The sequence below is a fragment of the Enterococcus sp. JNUCC 77 genome (assembly GCF_054819945.1).
This window is the reverse complement of sequence record NZ_JBTHIG010000002.1, coordinates 410,168-426,740: the sequence shown is the minus strand read 5'-3', so window position 1 is coordinate 426,740 and position 16,573 is coordinate 410,168. Positions and strand designations below refer to the sequence as shown.

The following is a 16,573-nucleotide window of genomic DNA, read 5'->3' as shown; positions in this document are numbered from 1 at the left end:
TTGTCTGGCGAGATGAATACATGAATGATCAAAGGTGCTATAAACGTTGAAACGCCGGCGTTTTATAGAGATTTCAGTTTTACAAATATCGAAAAATATGTTAATATAATTGTACAAATGAGATTACATCATTCATACAAAACTTAAGCGTGTGGGTTGAAGAAGGCAGCTGATTATTGGTCATCTGAATCACTCAACCAGTGATTAACCATTAGTAAGATGAACCCTACAAAAAAGTAGTACGGATGAACAATCTCACTAAAAAAACTTCGTTAGCCGATTTTAGCTAACGAAGTTTTTTTATATTCGGGAACTGGATTCTCGTACAATTAATTCTACGGGGATTAGGATAGTTTCACCTAACGTGGTGGAAGAATCCATTAATTTTAGTAAGCTTTCAACAGTTTTCTGAGCCAGCTGTTGTGTATTTTGTCGAACAGATGAAAGAGTTGGACTAGAATATTCTCCATAAGGCGTATCATCAAAACCGATCATTTTTATATCTTGAGGGACGTTTTTACCAATTTTTTTAAGCCGACTATTTAACTTCATAGCCAATGTATCATTGGTGGAAAAGAAACCATCAACAGTCGGATTATTTTTTAAAAAGTTATCTAGTTCTTGATTGATAGTGTCGTCGGAACTGATGCGAAGACTATTTTTTTCAGCATCGAAACCAAGCTGATGTTTTTTTAATGTTTCTTCAAATCCTGATAGACGGCTTCGTGAGGCAGAAGACATCCGGTTATATAAGGCAATGGCTAGATTTTTGGCGCCTGAAGCAATCAAACTTTCGGTAGCAGCTTCGGCACCTTGGTAGTGATTTGATGAGATGAAAATTGTTTTGCTTTTGTCTTGTGGTTCTCGGTCAATGCAAATATAGGGAATCTTTTTTTCAGATGAAGCGGCATTCATAGAAAAAGCCTCAACGCCTGAAATGATAATTAAGCCATCAACTCCTTTGGCTTGTAGGATTTGTAAATAGGCCTGTTCTTTTTCAGCATTGCGAGCGGTATTACAAATAATCGTGGTGTAGCCTTGTTCAAATAGGATTTCCTCAATTTTTTGAACCAAGTCTGAGAAAAAATAGTTTTTAATATCAGGAACTAAGATTCCGATGGTAAAGGATTTATTCATTCGTAAGCTTTTAGCACTGTAGTTGATTTTATAATTGGTTTCTTCAATCACGCTTAAAACTTTTTTACGGGTTTCTTCGGAAAATCGTCCGTTATTATTGATGACTCTAGAGACGGTGGCCACTGATACACCGCTCAGTCTAGCGATATCTTTGATGGAATATTTCTTCATAATAATGAACTCCTTGTATAGTTGTCTATGAACAGTTTAACATAATTAATAAAAAAAATTCTTTGACAGCGACGAGTAATCGTGGTAATTTATAGACATTAAGAGTAAACGTTTACCCAAACAATACATTTACAGATATAGTTTGTATTGTTTATTTTTAGCTCCGTTGAGTAAACGATTACTCAAAGAAAATTTATGAAGGAGGATTTTATGATGGAGAAAATAATGTGTCCGTCAATGATGTGTGCAAATTTTGCTGCTTTAGAAAAAGAAGTTGTGGCACTAGATCAAGCTGGGACTGATATTTTTCATTTGGATTTTATGGATGGTCAATTTGTGCCAAATTTTGCGATGGGGATACAAGATTTAGAAACCATTCGAAAAAGTACCAATAAACTGGTGGATGTTCATTTGATGATTGAGAATCCCGGTCGATATGTTGAGAAATTTGCGGAAATGGGCGTGGATATTATTTATGTGCATCCTGAGTCAGATCCGCAAATTACTAGAACTCTTGATTTAATTAAAAATCAGCAGAAAAAAGTTGGAATTGCTATCAATCCAGGAACATCGGTTGCGACAATTCATGAATTATTACCGTTAGTGGATTATGTGATGGTGATGACGGTTAACCCGGGTTTTTCTGGTCAGAAGTATTTGCCATTTGTAGATAAAAAAATCTTAGAATTAACCGCTCTGAAGGCTGACTATGCTTTTAAAGTAATGGTAGACGGTGCGATTTCACCGGAAAAAATAGAACAATTAAGTAAAATCGGTGTGGATGGATTTGTTTTAGGAACTTCAGCATTGTTCAACAAAGACCAATCGTATGAAGCAATATTAACGGAATTAAAAAAATAAATCGGAGGTTTTTTTATGAAATTAGCTATTGGTAGTGATCATGTGGGACTAGAATTAAAGCCCACAATTATTGATTATTTAAAAGAATTAGGACATCAGGTAGAAGATTTTGGACCAACTACAAACCAACGAACGGATTATCCTAAATATGGTAAAAAAGTTGCGGAAGCTGTGGCAGCCGGTGACTATGACGGCGGTATTTTGATTTGCGGGACAGGAGTTGGGATTTCGATTTCAGCTAATAAAGTGAAAGGGATTCGTGCGGTTGTTTGTAGCGAACCTTATTCTGCAAAACTTTCTAAAGAACATAATAATACCAATATTTTAGCTTTTGGTTCACGCGTTATCGGCAGTGAGTTGGCTAAAATGATCGTGAAAGAATGGCTAGAGGCCAGCTTTGAAGGTGGTCGACATGCCAACCGAATCAAAATGATTGACCAAATCTAATTTGAAAAATTTTAAAATAATTTGAAAAAATATGGAATAATATGAAAACATATGCTATGATGATTTCAGTAAAAGATTTAAGGAGGAATCATCATATGAAATTGGCAACTAGAATTAATTCGTTTTTACCGAAATTTGACCATGACCTAGAAAAAGTATTTGGAGAGTTTAAAAATCTAGGTCTAAGTCATGTTGATTTAAATTATCCGGAGCATGTAGTGAATCACACACCAGCTGATATGAAAGAGCTTTTAGCAAAGAATGATTTGAAACCAAATGGTGTCGCTTTAAGATTTAGAGAAGAGTTTATCAATGGTGAAATTGGAAACGCTAACTTAACGATTTCAGCTGAGGCATTAAAACTATGTAAAGAAGCTGCAGATTATTGTCGCGAGCTAGGTGGCGACATCGTAACTATTTGGTTAGGTTTTGACGGCTTTGATTATTCTTTCCAAATCAACTATGAAAAAGTTTGGAACCAAATTCGTGATTGTTTTATTGAAATAGCTGATTATGCGCCAGATGTGAAATTTAGTATTGAATATAAACCATTTCAGCCGCGAGCTTATGCTTTTATTGATTCATTTGGATTAGCATTGGCGATGATGAATGAAGTCAAGCGTGATAACTTGGGAATCACTTTAGATTTTTGTCACATGTTAATGAAGCATGAAAATCCAGCTTATGGTGCCAGTATTTTGGGGAGTCGCCAGAAATTATATGGCGTACATTTGAATGACGGTTATGGTTTAAATGATGATGGTTTGATGATTGGGACCAGTAATTTAGTTAAAACAATCGAGTTTCTCTATTATGCGAAGTTGCATGATTATGACTATGCTTTTTATTTTGATACTTTCCCAGTGATTGAAGATCCGGTGGAAGAATGCCAACGAAATATTAAAATGATTAAAAAGCTAGATGAACTGATTGATAGAGTGGGAATGGCAGAGATTCAAGCGGTAATTAATGAAAATAGTGCAGTAAAAGCGAGTGATTTAATTCTTGCCTTTTTAGGATAAAATTTTGGAGGAGTGTACAAAATGACAGATTATAAAGCTTTAGCTAAAAACATTCTAGACGAAGTTGGTGGACCAGAGAATATTTCCAACATGACTCATTGTGCCACACGTTTGCGTTTGACGTTAAAAGATCCATCAAAAGCAAACGATGACAAGATTAGAGACATGGACGGCGTAGCAAACGTCGTCAACAAAGCTGGTCAATACCAAGTCTTGATTGGAACCGAAGTACCAAAGGTTTATGATGAATTCGAAGAGTTAGTCAATAATAATGGTCAAGCACAAGTAGCTACGAGTAATGAAAAAAGCGGCAGTATCATTACCAATATTTTTTCAGCGATTTCAGCAATTTTTGCGCCATTACTGCCAGCTTTAGCCGGTTCAGGTATCCTGAGAGGGCTGACTATTTTAGCCGTTCAATTAGGCTGGTTAAGTGAAAGTAGTGGAACTTATGCAATCTTAAATGCAGCAGCAATGAGTGTCTTTTATTTCTTACCAGTGTTATTAGCCTTCACTTCTGGGCGACGATTTGGTGCGAGTCCATATCTTTCAGCTTTAATCGGGGCTGCTTTGTTGCATCCGGATTTTATCGCGCTATTAGGTAATCAAGGTAACGGTGCGACTACAAGCTTCATGGGAATTCCGGTAGTCTTAATGAATTACAATTCTACTGTGGTACCGATTATTTTATCGATTTGGGCCTTTTCTTACTTATATAAATTCTTAGATAAACATATTCCAGAAACGTTGAAATTGGTTATTATTCCTTTGATTTCATTAGTTGTAATGATTCCTTTAACTGTGATTGTGATTGGACCGATCGGTGTTTATGGTGGTGAAGGTATTGCCAATATCGTCAATTGGTTAATTGAACGCAGTAGTGTTTTAACTGGTGTAGTTGTCGGTGGTGGCTGGAGTGTCTTGGTAAGTTTTGGAATTCATTGGGCAGTTAATCCAATCATGATTAATAATGTTTCAACTTACGGTTTTGACTATATTGTACCTTTCACTTTTGCTTGTAACCTTGCGGTTATTGGTACGACGATTGGTGTTATTTTCAAGGCACGTAATAAAAAGTTAAAAGGGTTTGCTTTGACTGGATTAATTACGGTTGCGCTTTCAGCAATTATTGAACCGACATTGTTTGGTTTATTAGTAAAAAACAAGAAGCTATTTTTAGCACAAATTATCGGTGGTGCAGTTGGTGGCGCGTATCTTGGCTTGATGAAAGTGGTAACCAATGCTTTCGTATTTGGTAGTGTGACGACATTCCCAGCCTTTGTGACAGAAAATAGTTCCAACTTTATTCAAGCAATGATTGGTTTGTTGATCTCATTAGTTGTTTCAGCGATTTTAGGCTATATCTTTACGAATAAAGACGACCAATTGGCTTAGGAAATCCGCAATCGATCCTCGTGATATGGCTGATTTGTGTTATTATTATTGTTAACACATGAAGATGAAATGAGGATTGAAAAATGATTCCTTACGAACGAAAAGAAAAAATATTAGACATTCTCAGTCAGGAAGAGCTGATTCGGATTGAAGAGTTTCAAAACTACATTCCCGGTGTTTCTACCTCGACTTTAAGACGTGATTTAAAAGAGTTGGAAAAAAATAATAAAGTCCATCTATTGGCGGGTGGCGGGGTAAAATTAATTACTAGCACAACGGAAATTCCGATCTCTGATAAAGCCAATCTACAAACCAAAGAAAAACAATACATTGCTAAATTAGCAGCCAAGCAAATCAATGATGGTGACACACTTTATTTGGATTCTGGTTCCACCTGCTTTGCTTTGCTCAAAGAAATTTTAAATAAAAAAGTCCACATTATTACCACGAACACGGACGCACTTTCGTTAGTAGGAGATTTCTCTTGTGAAATCACTTTGTTGGGAGGCACTTTTAACCCAATTATTTCTTCGATTTCGGGACCATTAACGGAAGAAAATATCAAACAATATATCTTTGACAAAGCATTTTTAGGTGCCAACGGCGTCGACGTGAAGTATGGTGTCACCACACCCGATTATGTGGAAGCTTCTAAAAAACGAGTGATAATCAATCAAGCTAGAAATTCGTTTTTATTATGTGACAGCACCAAATTCCACAAAGCGGCAACTGTTCGGGCGTTTGATTTAGCTGAGGTGACTTTGATTTCTGACCAGACTGATAAAAAATTAGCAAAAGAAATGAAAATTATTTCAAAATAAAGGAGCAAATTTTAAATGGGACTATTTAGTAGAAATAAAGCTGTGACACTATTCAATCCAGTGGCTGGCGAAGTCGTTGCTTTAGCAGACGTCCATGATGAAATGTTTGCCAGTAAAGTGATGGGAGATGGCTTTGGCATATTTCCTACTAATGGAGATATTTACAGTCCAATAAAAGCGAAAGTTACTGCTATTTTCCCAACTAAACATGCGATTTCATTAGTAACTAAAGGTGGTGTCGAAGTATTGATTCATATCGGTATTGACACGGTAGAATTAAATGGTGAAGGCTTTGATATTTCTGTCGAAGTTGACGATCAAGTGGATGAAAATACTTTATTAGCCAATGTAGACTTGGCGTATCTACAAGCACAAGAAAAACCAACGGACGTGATGGTCATTTTCACTAATTTAGCTAAGGAAAAGTTAAAGCTAGATTTAGGGAAATATGAAGCTAAAGAACAAATTGGTGAATTAGAATAGGTTTATTACTAAATTAAAAATCCCTTCAGTTAAGTATCAATAACTGAAGGGATTTTTTTATGCCCGAACTAAACGAGCGCCTAAATGTAAAACTTTACGATAGATTGGTTCCCAAGCAAGTCCACTTATTAGCATCACGATTAAGAAAATGGCTAAAGTTGGTAGGTTCATCAAGCTAACTACCAATAATTTATGGAACAATAAGACGGCCACAAAGGTTCCCACAATGGAAGTCACTGCTAAAAAGACTCTCAACGGATTAAATGGTTGCAAGGATTTAACCACACCGATAGAACTAATGCCAATCAATAAGAAATACATCAATGAATGACTTTGCGCTAATGAAATGAAGCCCATAGCATGAATCAACCAGCTGACCATAATCCCAAATAAAACGAGAAGTGCGCTTGGTAACGCCCGTTTGATGGAAGTATTTAAGAAAGTTCCAGTGATTTTTTTATCATTGGCTTCAAATGAGGCAAAGAAAGCTGGATAACCTTCAATCGCCAAATCAATCAAGGTAATTTGCAACGGAATAAAAGGAAAAGCCGTCGCTGTCAAAATACAAAAGATTGAAAGTAAGAAGGAGTAGATAGTTTTAATAAAGAAAACGCCAGAACTTTGAGTAATATTATTAATGACCCGCCGTCCTTCTGAAATAATTTCGGGTAAAGTTGCGAAATCGGAATTCAATAGTACCACATCTGCAATTTGTCGGGTGGCACCATCGCCTTCAGCCATAGCAATCGAAATATCGGCTTCCCGCAAAGCCAAAATATCATTGACACCATCACCAGTCATACCAACAGTGCTACCAGAAGTTTTCAGTTCGTTGATTAACAATTTTTTTTGTTGAGGTGTCACACGACCAAAAATTGTATATTGATGGGCAACTTCTCGGACGGTTTTTTCATCTGTGCAAGTAGACAAATCAATATAATTTTCGGGATTATCTAAACCAGCATTGGCAGCGATGGCAGAAACGGTGATGGGATTGTCACCAGAGATAATTTTTAATGCTACTCCTTGTTCTTTGAAAAAGCCCAAGGTTTCTTTGACGTTCGGCCGAATCGGATCACTTAAAATAATTAAAGCTAGGGCCGTCAAATTAGCTTGATCATTTTCTGCTAAAGCAATCAATAAAATTCGTTTGCCATCGTTTTGCGCTTCACGAGCAATCGATGGTAGCGAATAATCCGGCATTAAGTTTTCTGGCGAGCCGAGATAAACCGTTCCGACAGCTTCTAAAGTGACTGCGCCGTATTTTCTTTCTGAAGAAAAAGCTGTGACTGATGACGCAGAATAGACTGCTTTAGAGTCGAAATAATTGTTTAAAGCTTGGGCAGTCAGGTTACTATCGTTTGAAGCGGCAAGATAACTGCTAATAAAATCCGGTGTTTCTTTGCGATAATTGTCGTTCAAAAGATACAATTCTTCCACTGACATTTTTCCTTCAGTCAAGGTGCCAGTTTTGTCTAAAGCTAAAATATCCATGTGAGCTAACATTTCAATCGCATATTTATTTTGTACCAAGACATTTTTCTTAGCCAACTTCAAAACACCAGTCGTCAAAGCCAAACCAATCAGCAAGACTAAACCTTTTGGTAACATCCCAATCAGCGCCGCAACTGTAGAAACAACAGCCGTAGTGGTTGAAGTAGATTGGAAAAATAGCGCTTCTGCAAATAAAATTAAACCTAATGGAATAATTACCCAACTAGTAAATTTCGAAATTTTGCCAATGGAGCGAACCAATTCAGATTCGTAACCCTTATCACCTTGGGCTTCGCTGACAATTTTGGTGGCATAATTATCAGCTCCCACATGTTCGATTTGACCCACGATTTGCCCGCTAGTTAGATAGCTGCCGGATAAAACGTGGCTGTCAATCGATTTTGCGATAGCATCAGATTCACCGGTTAATAATGATTCGTTGACTTCCGCTGAGCCTTCCAAAACCACTAAATCACTAGGCACTTGATCACCGCTCTTTAGTAGGACAATATCATCTAAAACCAATTCACTAGGAGAAATGTCTTGGGTTTCACCTGCGCGTCGGACTTTAATTTTCTTTTCAGAAATCAGACTAAGATTTTCCACCATTTTTTTTGCCCGTAATTCTTGGACAATTCCTAACACAATGTTGAAAATAATAATGCTGATGAAAAAAACATTTGAATAGGAGCCGACAATAATCAATGCTGCCGCCAATGCAAAGTTTAAAAAATTAAATAAAGTCATGGTATTTTGCAAAATAATTGTTTTGGTGGACTTGGTCATATTCGGTCGGTAATCATTGGTTTGACCTTTTTTAATCCGTTGTGTTACTGCTGCTTGTGATAAACCTTTATCGATAGTCATGGTTGTTCCTCCAATTAGATATGTTGTAATAAAAATGTTAGTCCGTAACCATAAGCGAAAATCGAAAATGGTTTAGCTAGGATAATAATCAAGGTAAAAGTTTTTAATTTCATTTTGCTTAAACCGGCCACCATACATAGTAAGTCATCTGGTGCAACTGGAAATAAAATAGCTAAAGCAAAAAATCTGGTGAAACGCTGCTTATTATCTAAATAATGCATGATTTTTTGGTAATTCTTTTCTGAAACCAACTGCTGAATCAGCGGTTTACCAAATTTGCGAATCAATAAAAATGAAATAATAGAACCCATCACAATGCCTAAATAGTTATAAATAAATCCCCAGGTACTGCCAAAAGCCAATACCCCAAGGCTCAAACTCAAACCTCCAGGTAAAATTGGAATCACTACTTGAATGATTTGAAATAAGATAAAGAACATCGGACCAAAAATTCCAGCCTTCAAAATAAAAGCATACAAATGATGTTGGAATGGTGCCACACCATTATGAAAGATGATATATATTAACACCAGTGCGGCAATAATCCCCAAATATTTCAAAAGGGTAATCAATTTTTTAGGAAGCGCAGGATACGCATCTGTTTTCATACTTTTCACTTACCTCTCTAACACATGCTTAGTCTAACGGTTAATTACAAATAAAATGGTAAGAAAAGTTAAACAGTTTATAAACAAATGTAAAAAAGAAGTGAAAAAAGTAAGTTGGGCTGGTTTTTTGAAGGTAAATTTTTAGAGGTGATAGGTGGAGTGGAAGATGCATTTTGGTTTTGCTAGAAATACTTCAGTAAAAAAGGAGGGAAATTAAATCCAGTGTTTGCTTTATCTATATATAGCTGAGGAAGATAAGCAATCGGACTAACTAAAATCAGGATACCGAGAATTGTCAGAATCATAATTAGCGCTCCTTTTTGTGATATTGAAGTGGTTTTAAATTAGTTAACAGTTATTTTTAGCGGAGAGTTTTTTCGACCGTTAGTGTCAGCTTCTGAAACGCTACAGGCAGCTACGGCAATTTTCATATCCATTTTGGCTTCTAAAATAATTTTACTGCCAGCTTTGGAAAGTGGTTTGTGGATAGTTATTTTTCCTTTGTCGTCGATGGTTGTATACATGAATAAATTAAGTGGCTGAATAATCAGTCGGTTTTCACCTAAGCTTTTGTTGATATTGTCGAAACAATTAGGATGATTGGCGCCATTTTGATAAAAAAAGTCATACATTTCTGGGCGACAGCAAGGAAACAATAAATCGTGTTGACCTACTTCATCATAAATAACGGTGAACATTGGCGTATAGAGGTTTGAATAAATCGTATCATTTATATTTAAACGAATGGATTCATTACAATCAATTGTGACTGCAGTCGATAAAAATTCATTTTGGTCAGCAGTGTTTTCGGCAAAGAAATCAGCAACTTGACCTCCTTCAACATCAATAATTGTTATTTGTTGTCCTTTTTTTATATCGATCGCTTGTCCGGTGCAAGCAGCAATTAAGTATTCTTTTTCCATAGTAGTCTCCTTTTTAATAGTTACTAAAGTTTATCACGAAATTAATCACGTAGAAGCTTTATTCCCAAGAATATCAATAGAACACCGATAAAAATATTTAACAGCTTCAATATTTTTTCAGGAAGAAAATTATTCAACAGTGTTCCCAGAATTGCAACAAAGGTTAAAAAAACAATAGTTGCTAAAACACAACCGGCAGCAAATAGACAAAGTTGCCGTTTAGTGTAGTTATTTTCAATGATTTGTTTTGATAAGATACTACCCCAAAAAATAATCGTCAACGGATTAGAAGCCGTCAAAAGAAGTCCGTTAACAAAAGGACTAGTCGCTGTTAATTCAGAAAAAAGCGAAATGTTAGGTATCAGTGAAATTTGAAAAAAACTTAAGACAAGATTCATTCCAAAAAGACTTAAAATGATACTGCTACTTATTTTGAAGAGGATTTTTATTTTAGGTCGTTCAATCACTGCTGAAATACCTAAAAAAGATAGTAAGATAAATAAGCTATCAACTAATGCGGCAGCGATCATAATTTGTAATCCCGCTAGGAAACCTTTTGAGGCTGAGGTATTTAAGATCATAAAAGCCACCGGACCAATCGCTAATTGTAAGATCATGCCAAAACGCAAACCGGTTAGAAGGGCAGGGTTTATCCGAGGGGTCATGTATTTAGTTCCTCTTTTAGAGTTTTCAGTACAATGATGGTATTTGAACTAACGACGCCCGTTATCGAACCTAGTGAATTGCCTAAAAAATCATCTAGAGCATCGGTGTCTTTCAAAACAATTTTTAAAATAAAATCAGAGGAACCAGCAATATGATGGCATTCTAAAACGGCTGGATGGGCACTAATCAGCTTTTTGAAGTTTTCGGTTTTTTTATTTCGATCCAAATTTACTAAGATAAAGGCCATCAAATTCTCGTCATTTTTCTTACGATTGATTTTGATAGTGTACTTTTCGATAACACCGCTAGCTTCTAACTTTTTAATTCTTTCAGATACAGAAGGGACAGACATGTGTATTTTTTTGCTAATTTGTGAGGCAGATTGACGGCTGTTTTCCTTCAATTCGGCAATAATAAGTAAATCAATTGCATCCATAATATTTCTCCGTTCTTTTTTAAATATTCTAGTGTTTTACTTATAAAATGTAAATACAAGAACTAAATATCCGTAAATTTTTAGCTCTATTAATCAAATTCCTTAAAAAAGTAAAAAGCAAGAAATAATCATGTATGTTTTCTTTACGAAACGAAAGATAAAAAAATCCTCCCTCAAAAATTTCTGAAGGAGGATGAATCAGGTTTACTCCACTTTATTTCGATAAGCACTGGCTGTATCAATTAAGCGATATCCTGTTTTACAGGCAGCTAAAACAGCTTGCCCACATTCTGCCAAATCCTCTAGTTGAAACACACCACAACCTAATCAATTCATCTACAATCCGTTATTTAATACAATCTTCACCATCATAATCTCGTCCTCTCTTTTTGGAATTCTTCTAAGTCTAGCATTTAAAATCGACATTAAGTTAAATGGGAAAATAGTAAGAGATTCACTGGGATTGAGCCAATCGATTGCATAAATGTGCACACACTTAAATGATTGTAAACCGTCAGCTATTTTCAAAGAATCTATTAAAGGGGAGAAATTATATATCTATAACTTGTTACGGTTATCAAGCACTTTTATAAAGGATATCTTCTAAATATAACGCACATTTTATATCAAATACATTAATTTATATTGATTTACATTAAAATTAATAATATAATTCTTATGAAAAGATAATGTTTGGGGTTAACAACATTGTCTTAATACTTTGATAAAAAGTATTTTTTGAATAGGGGGGATGAAAGATTGTGAGGAAAATACTTTATTTAACTCTCTTGCTTTTTTCTTTTGTAGGGGTATCAAACGTACTTGCTGTTGAGAATAAAGTAGATGATTTGGAGACATTACGGACCACTGAAGAAATAAATAATCCAGCAGAAACGAATCAGTCAGAAACAAGTCAGTGGGTGGAGGCTGTTATCGAAGAAGAGACCCAGTCTAGTTCTTCAGATGAAGAAAATAAAGATAACATAACTACAGATAGTATTGACCCGCAAGCAATGGGAGGGGATGGATCAGAGAATAATCCTTTTACAGTCTCTAGTTATAGTGAACTGAAAAGCGCAATTAAGAGTGGCAACGTGGATTCTGTGACCAACATTAAATATATTCAATTACTAGCAGATATTCTTGTCAATGAAAGTAATTCAGCAGATTTAGCTTTCAATAGAAACACTGAAATAAATGGTATAAAAGATCCTTCGCAACCTAGCACACCTGAAAATTATTGGTATTTAAATTATTCGGCTGTAGCTAATGGCACAATGTTTAAAACTGGTACAAGTGGTCTAACCATTACGCTTAAAAATTTAAATCTAGGATCAGATAGCTACTCTCAAAATACTTATTACGGATTTGTCAGAGTTCTTAGCGCAAGTACAACGCTGAATGTTGAAAATATTAACTATAACATTCAAAGGGGTTCTCAGCCTTTCTTTGCTGCAGCTGGCTATTGTACGTTAAATATCAGTGGGACAAGTAGCTACAACAGTCCTAATACTAGTCCAGCCTATGGTGGGGAATTTGTGGAAGGTTTTCGTTATGTGAATTTCAAGCAAGGCAGTCAAACCAATATTTCAAATTATACTTACGAAAATCACGCATTCTTTTATATGTATGGCGCAGGGGATTTAACCGTAACTGTTGAAAAGAATGCTGTCTTGGATATGAATTCTTCTAGAGTTTATATGTTTTATTATGGAGCAGCAACGGTGAATCAAAAACTTATTTTAGAAGATAATGCAAAGTTTATCTATAAAGTGCGTGATCGTGCGGGCGCCCAATCCAATGTATTAGTGGCTTCTGCTGCACTTGATATGAGACTTGCTGAAGGCTCTAGCTTTGAATATCTGACTAAAAGCAGAGCAATTAATATGAAAAAGTTAAATGTATCTGCGACTGATCCTGCCAGTTTTTATGTTGGTAAAACAGAAGACGCGAACAATTTCAGCAGTCCGATTAGTGCCGGGAGCATCACTATCACTAATACAGGCACCAGTCTTTATCAAGCAATTACTAATAATAGTGTGGTACAGTCGGCAGTTTCGCCAAACAATCGTGTCACTTTTGATAGTACCAATTATCAAAATAAAAGCTGGATAAAATATGATCCCGCTATGTCGATTTATGGTGTTTCGGCTAGCTCTACTGTTGGGAATAGATTAAGCCAAGTATTAAGCGATGTACAAGATTTTCAGACTAACTTAGTGAATGGTTGGACATTTAGAACGGAATTTATTTTGTCAAAAACACCATATTCCGACAGTGATGGTCGCTTGGATCAAACGACTTTAACTAATGATTTTAATAATCAAACCAAACCTGATGGCGTCTATACCTTTACTGGAGAGGATTTTTCTAGTAGCGATTCAGCTACGAGAGGAACTTTAGATGATGTACTGGCACAAAATTATTATATTTATGGTCGCGTATCTGGTACCAGTAACGGTGGATCAGGTTCAACCTTGTGGAAAGAAAATGTGGTGGAAGTACCAAAACATATCTCAACTGTTTTTCCGATGGCTCTGTCTTTTCTAAGTGATGATGGACCTTTAATTACTAAAAAAAATGACTATTTTTTAGAAAGTTATAGCAATGTGCCAACCTATATCACTATGACTAAAGTAACGACTGGAGCAAACAGTGATTCTACGATTCGTTTGGTGGAAACATTATCTGGTGATGAAGGTTTATTACAATTGGATATTTTAGCTGCGTTAAGTAATACCAATACCACTTGGTCAATGGCTAATGATGGCGCTGGTCAGACTTTAGAGTTGAGTCCTTATTTTGAAACTAATTCAAAAGCCAATTTAAGTTTTTTAGGCGGTTATACAGGCTCGTTTTATATAGAAAAACAAGTCAATTATCAAGTCAATTTTAAAATTAGTCAGACTAAGCCTTAGGAGGAAAACATGGAACATACCAATCAACAAACTGAGAAGCAAGATGACGCTAAGAAAAAAAAATACTTGCTTTTATTATTATTACTATTGTTGTTAGCTGCAGGTTACGTAGTTTATGATCATTTTTTCAAAACTCAGGAAGTCCCAGCAAATATTATCGCAGGGGATTTTTTGCCAGATGGTAAGGATGCTTCTAGGATGACAGAAAAAGAAATTGCGGAATTTGCTCAATCAAATATAGATAAAAGTCAATTTAACATGCGAATTGTTTCAGAAGCCACGATTGATAGCACCAACATGACAGGGAATTTAGCGATTCAAAATCCACCTAGCAACGCTCAACCAGTTAGCGTGGTTGTCACAATCGATGAGACTAATGAAGTAGTTTATAATTCTGGGGCCATTCAGCCAGGCGAAGAAATCCAAACAGCCAAGCTAGAAAAGGAACTGCAGCCAGGAGATTATCCAGCTACAGCAACCTTCAAGGTGTATGATCCAGATTCAAAAAAGAAACAAGGGGAAGTTCAATCAGTGTTGACCTTAATGGTTCAATAATATAATGACAAAAAAGGAGCGTTTTACAATGAAGAAATTTTTAACAGGTGTTGTATTGTTTTCAGGAGTACTAGGATTTACGGCTGGGGTATCAGCAACTGAAACCACCGATGATCCTAGCGCTGGTCTAAAAACGGTCATTGATCAAAATGATACGACAGTTGAAGTAGAGGGTACTTTAGGAATAGACAATACGGATCCTACAGCACCAATTGACGAAGGAGACAAAAAATGGGTCAATGTCACCGTCCCAATGAAAACAATTTTCTATAGTGTTGGTTCATCGGGTAGTGTATCTTCTCCAACCTATACTGTAAAAAATAATTCTGGTCGACCAGTAACCGTTTCTGCGGAAAGCTTTACCACAAAATCGGCGGGAGGGATTACTGCTACTGATTTAGATTTAGACTTGAAAACATCCACAGCAGTGACAGCACCAGTAATTACGGATGGAGACTCTGGAGTATTAACAACAACTTCTTTAGGAGAATTGGCAAATAGTGAAGGTCGATTAGTTAATGCTGGACCAACTGGACAGTCTCAAGAATTAACATTTAACTATGATGGTAATTTTACAGCAGGATCATCACAAGCAACCATCACTGAAACATATGATCTTAGTTTGAAATTTGTTCCAATTAAATGGTAATTAGCATTTTTTAAGAGGGGGCAACAGGATGGACAGCCAAATTGAGGTTCGTGGCACATTAGGTGTTGCACCAACTGATGCAGGTTTGCCAGAATCGAATGTGAGAAAATCAACACAAACATTTCGCGAGGTAAAAGTTTATCAAGGTTCGCTACCAAAAACCAATCAACCGTTAGAAAACAGTTTAATGTTATTAGGAGTAATTTTTTGTTTGATAGCGATTGTACTGAGAAAATTAAAAAGATTTAGCAAAGCTTAACTGAAAAAAATCTTAAAAGATATATAACAATGTGAATAATTATCAGGTACTAGTTAAATCGAAAGTCCTCTTATATGAAAGTGAAGAGGCAATAAATTCAAATGACATGAAAGAAGATATCCCAAAGCTTTTTCTTTTATAGATAATATTACAGTTCCTAATAATCATCAGGACATGAGTGTTGACAAAATAGGAGATACTTTAAAACAAATCTAATGGATTTTAAAAAGTAGGCTAACATAAATTGTTGCCTACTTTTTTATTCGATTTCAGTCATAGATTCTTCTTAATAGTGTTTTCAACAAACCTATTTTATATGGGTTACAGTTATGAGTCATTTTTATGTTGCATTTTGTCAATTTAAGATACAAAAAAACAGCCCATAAGAGCTGTTAATGAGCCAAAAATCCTTGGATAGTCCCTAAAATCATTGGTGCTAAGCCACCAATTGAAATGAGAATAAGTGAAGCTTTTTGTAATACTGTGAGTCTTTTATAGTCTTTAAAGAATGTAATAATCATTAATATAATGCCAAATGTACAAATAAAACTAAATAGGACATAGAAATTCTGCATAGGATTCCCCTTTTTAGGATATTTTACCAGTTTTTAGTTCTAGTAATGAAATAAATCATGAAAAGTTTCTAGGATTCATAAGTATGGATCAAAGCGTAAATTAAGCGTTAGTAATTATATCAAGAAAAAGAGAAAAAAGAACAAGCAGGATAGCGATAAAATGATTATTAACATATAGACACCTATCAGGAGGGTTTTAAGTAGTAAGGTATCTAACCGCTTAGAGAAGAAAATTCCAACGATTGCAAGGATTGAAATAGATATACATAGAATAATCAATAAAGTA

The 16,573-nt window shown here is 35.6% G+C and carries 17 protein-coding genes and 1 pseudogene; 10 read left to right on the top strand and 8 right to left on the bottom strand.

What is annotated here, in order from left to right:
* Nucleotides 1-300: 300 nt before the first annotated feature.
* Nucleotides 301-1,308, bottom strand: coding sequence for a LacI family DNA-binding transcriptional regulator (locus ACVWNY_RS15125; RefSeq protein WP_218327480.1), 1,008 nt, complete (start codon nucleotides 1,306-1,308; stop codon nucleotides 301-303).
* Between the two features lie 210 nt (nucleotides 1,309-1,518).
* Between ACVWNY_RS15125 and rpe the strand changes: the two genes are divergently transcribed.
* From rpe to ACVWNY_RS15095, 6 genes are all read left to right on the top strand, one after another.
* Complete coding sequence (gene rpe / locus ACVWNY_RS15120) at nucleotides 1,519-2,169, top strand: ribulose-phosphate 3-epimerase (RefSeq protein WP_218327479.1); 651 nt, start codon at nucleotides 1,519-1,521, stop codon at nucleotides 2,167-2,169.
* 15 nt (nucleotides 2,170-2,184) lie between these two features.
* Nucleotides 2,185-2,616 (top strand): ribose 5-phosphate isomerase B, encoded by a 432-nt coding sequence (rpiB, locus tag ACVWNY_RS15115; protein ID WP_218327478.1) that lies wholly within the window; start codon nucleotides 2,185-2,187, stop codon nucleotides 2,614-2,616.
* 95 nt (nucleotides 2,617-2,711) lie between these two features.
* Nucleotides 2,712-3,638: a sugar phosphate isomerase/epimerase family protein gene (locus ACVWNY_RS15110; protein WP_218327477.1), complete on the top strand. Its 927-nt coding sequence runs from the start codon at nucleotides 2,712-2,714 to the stop codon at nucleotides 3,636-3,638.
* Nucleotides 3,639-3,659: 21 nt separating this feature from the next.
* Nucleotides 3,660-5,033, top strand: coding sequence for a PTS transporter subunit EIIC (locus ACVWNY_RS15105; protein WP_454072315.1), 1,374 nt, complete (start codon nucleotides 3,660-3,662; stop codon nucleotides 5,031-5,033).
* Between the two features lie 83 nt (nucleotides 5,034-5,116).
* Nucleotides 5,117-5,854 (top strand): DeoR/GlpR family DNA-binding transcription regulator, encoded by a 738-nt coding sequence (locus ACVWNY_RS15100; protein ID WP_218327475.1) that lies wholly within the window; start codon nucleotides 5,117-5,119, stop codon nucleotides 5,852-5,854.
* A gap of 15 nt (nucleotides 5,855-5,869) precedes the next feature.
* On the top strand, nucleotides 5,870-6,337 hold the full coding sequence (locus ACVWNY_RS15095) for a PTS sugar transporter subunit IIA (RefSeq protein WP_218327474.1): 468 nt from the start codon (nucleotides 5,870-5,872) through the stop codon (nucleotides 6,335-6,337).
* 57 nt (nucleotides 6,338-6,394) lie between these two features.
* Here ACVWNY_RS15095 and ACVWNY_RS15090 read toward each other — a convergent pair whose 3' ends face one another.
* The 6 genes and pseudogenes from ACVWNY_RS15090 to ACVWNY_RS15065 all read right to left on the bottom strand — a co-directional run.
* On the bottom strand, nucleotides 6,395-8,698 hold the full coding sequence (locus ACVWNY_RS15090; protein ID WP_218327473.1) for an HAD-IC family P-type ATPase: 2,304 nt from the start codon (nucleotides 8,696-8,698) through the stop codon (nucleotides 6,395-6,397).
* A gap of 14 nt (nucleotides 8,699-8,712) precedes the next feature.
* Nucleotides 8,713-9,306, bottom strand: coding sequence for a TVP38/TMEM64 family protein (locus ACVWNY_RS15085; RefSeq protein ID WP_218327472.1), 594 nt, complete (start codon nucleotides 9,304-9,306; stop codon nucleotides 8,713-8,715).
* Between the two features lie 344 nt (nucleotides 9,307-9,650).
* The gene (locus tag ACVWNY_RS15080; protein ID WP_218327471.1) at nucleotides 9,651-10,229 is read right to left on the bottom strand and encodes an urea carboxylase-associated family protein; all 579 of its coding nucleotides are present in this window, start codon (nucleotides 10,227-10,229) and stop codon (nucleotides 9,651-9,653) included.
* A 41-nt stretch (nucleotides 10,230-10,270) separates the two neighbouring features.
* Complete coding sequence (locus ACVWNY_RS15075) at nucleotides 10,271-10,894, bottom strand: LysE family translocator (RefSeq protein ID WP_218327470.1); 624 nt, start codon at nucleotides 10,892-10,894, stop codon at nucleotides 10,271-10,273.
* Nucleotides 10,891-11,331: an Lrp/AsnC family transcriptional regulator gene (locus ACVWNY_RS15070; protein WP_218327469.1), complete on the bottom strand. Its 441-nt coding sequence runs from the start codon at nucleotides 11,329-11,331 to the stop codon at nucleotides 10,891-10,893. Before ACVWNY_RS15070 ends, ACVWNY_RS15075 begins: the two co-directional genes overlap by 4 nt.
* Before the next feature lie 213 nt (nucleotides 11,332-11,544).
* Nucleotides 11,545-11,646 (bottom strand): annotated as a pseudogene (locus tag ACVWNY_RS15065) (aldo/keto reductase); the annotation flags it as partial.
* A 446-nt stretch (nucleotides 11,647-12,092) separates the two neighbouring features.
* Between ACVWNY_RS15065 and ACVWNY_RS15060 the strand changes: the two are divergent.
* From ACVWNY_RS15060 to ACVWNY_RS15045, 4 genes are read left to right on the top strand one after another with little or no spacing between them, the layout of a single operon-like run.
* On the top strand, nucleotides 12,093-14,249 hold the full coding sequence (locus tag ACVWNY_RS15060; protein ID WP_454072313.1) for a hypothetical protein: 2,157 nt from the start codon (nucleotides 12,093-12,095) through the stop codon (nucleotides 14,247-14,249).
* Between the two features lie 9 nt (nucleotides 14,250-14,258).
* A complete protein-coding gene (locus ACVWNY_RS15055) occupies nucleotides 14,259-14,804 on the top strand; it encodes a hypothetical protein (RefSeq protein ID WP_218327467.1) in 546 nt (181 codons plus the stop codon).
* A gap of 28 nt (nucleotides 14,805-14,832) precedes the next feature.
* A complete protein-coding gene (locus ACVWNY_RS15050; RefSeq protein ID WP_438721011.1) occupies nucleotides 14,833-15,453 on the top strand; it encodes a hypothetical protein in 621 nt (206 codons plus the stop codon).
* 28 nt (nucleotides 15,454-15,481) lie between these two features.
* Nucleotides 15,482-15,712 (top strand): hypothetical protein, encoded by a 231-nt coding sequence (locus ACVWNY_RS15045; protein ID WP_438721012.1) that lies wholly within the window; start codon nucleotides 15,482-15,484, stop codon nucleotides 15,710-15,712.
* A 392-nt stretch (nucleotides 15,713-16,104) separates the two neighbouring features.
* On the opposite strand, the gene ACVWNY_RS15040 is transcribed toward ACVWNY_RS15045, so the two are convergent.
* Nucleotides 16,105-16,287, bottom strand: coding sequence for a hypothetical protein (locus ACVWNY_RS15040; RefSeq protein ID WP_218327464.1), 183 nt, complete (start codon nucleotides 16,285-16,287; stop codon nucleotides 16,105-16,107).
* Between the last annotated feature and the right edge of the window lie 286 nt (nucleotides 16,288-16,573).

What these genes read in the sequence shown, in the direction of transcription:
- ACVWNY_RS15125 (WP_218327480.1), bottom strand. Translation starts at nt 1,308, where the DNA reads ATGAAGAAATATTCCATCAAAGATATCGCTAGACTGAGCGGTGTATCA.
- rpe (WP_218327479.1), top strand. Translation starts at nt 1,519, where the DNA reads ATGATGGAGAAAATAATGTGTCCGTCAATGATGTGTGCAAATTTTGCT.
- rpiB (WP_218327478.1), top strand. Translation starts at nt 2,185, where the DNA reads ATGAAATTAGCTATTGGTAGTGATCATGTGGGACTAGAATTAAAGCCC.
- ACVWNY_RS15110 (WP_218327477.1), top strand. Translation starts at nt 2,712, where the DNA reads ATGAAATTGGCAACTAGAATTAATTCGTTTTTACCGAAATTTGACCAT.
- ACVWNY_RS15105 (WP_454072315.1), top strand. Translation starts at nt 3,660, where the DNA reads ATGACAGATTATAAAGCTTTAGCTAAAAACATTCTAGACGAAGTTGGT.
- ACVWNY_RS15100 (WP_218327475.1), top strand. Translation starts at nt 5,117, where the DNA reads ATGATTCCTTACGAACGAAAAGAAAAAATATTAGACATTCTCAGTCAG.
- ACVWNY_RS15095 (WP_218327474.1), top strand. Translation starts at nt 5,870, where the DNA reads ATGGGACTATTTAGTAGAAATAAAGCTGTGACACTATTCAATCCAGTG.
- ACVWNY_RS15090 (WP_218327473.1), bottom strand. Translation starts at nt 8,698, where the DNA reads ATGACTATCGATAAAGGTTTATCACAAGCAGCAGTAACACAACGGATT.
- ACVWNY_RS15085 (WP_218327472.1), bottom strand. Translation starts at nt 9,306, where the DNA reads ATGAAAACAGATGCGTATCCTGCGCTTCCTAAAAAATTGATTACCCTT.
- ACVWNY_RS15080 (WP_218327471.1), bottom strand. Translation starts at nt 10,229, where the DNA reads ATGGAAAAAGAATACTTAATTGCTGCTTGCACCGGACAAGCGATCGAT.
- ACVWNY_RS15075 (WP_218327470.1), bottom strand. Translation starts at nt 10,894, where the DNA reads ATGACCCCTCGGATAAACCCTGCCCTTCTAACCGGTTTGCGTTTTGGC.
- ACVWNY_RS15070 (WP_218327469.1), bottom strand. Translation starts at nt 11,331, where the DNA reads ATGGATGCAATTGATTTACTTATTATTGCCGAATTGAAGGAAAACAGC.
- ACVWNY_RS15055 (WP_218327467.1), top strand. Translation starts at nt 14,259, where the DNA reads ATGGAACATACCAATCAACAAACTGAGAAGCAAGATGACGCTAAGAAA.
- ACVWNY_RS15050 (WP_438721011.1), top strand. Translation starts at nt 14,833, where the DNA reads ATGAAGAAATTTTTAACAGGTGTTGTATTGTTTTCAGGAGTACTAGGA.
- ACVWNY_RS15045 (WP_438721012.1), top strand. Translation starts at nt 15,482, where the DNA reads ATGGACAGCCAAATTGAGGTTCGTGGCACATTAGGTGTTGCACCAACT.
- ACVWNY_RS15040 (WP_218327464.1), bottom strand. Translation starts at nt 16,287, where the DNA reads ATGCAGAATTTCTATGTCCTATTTAGTTTTATTTGTACATTTGGCATT.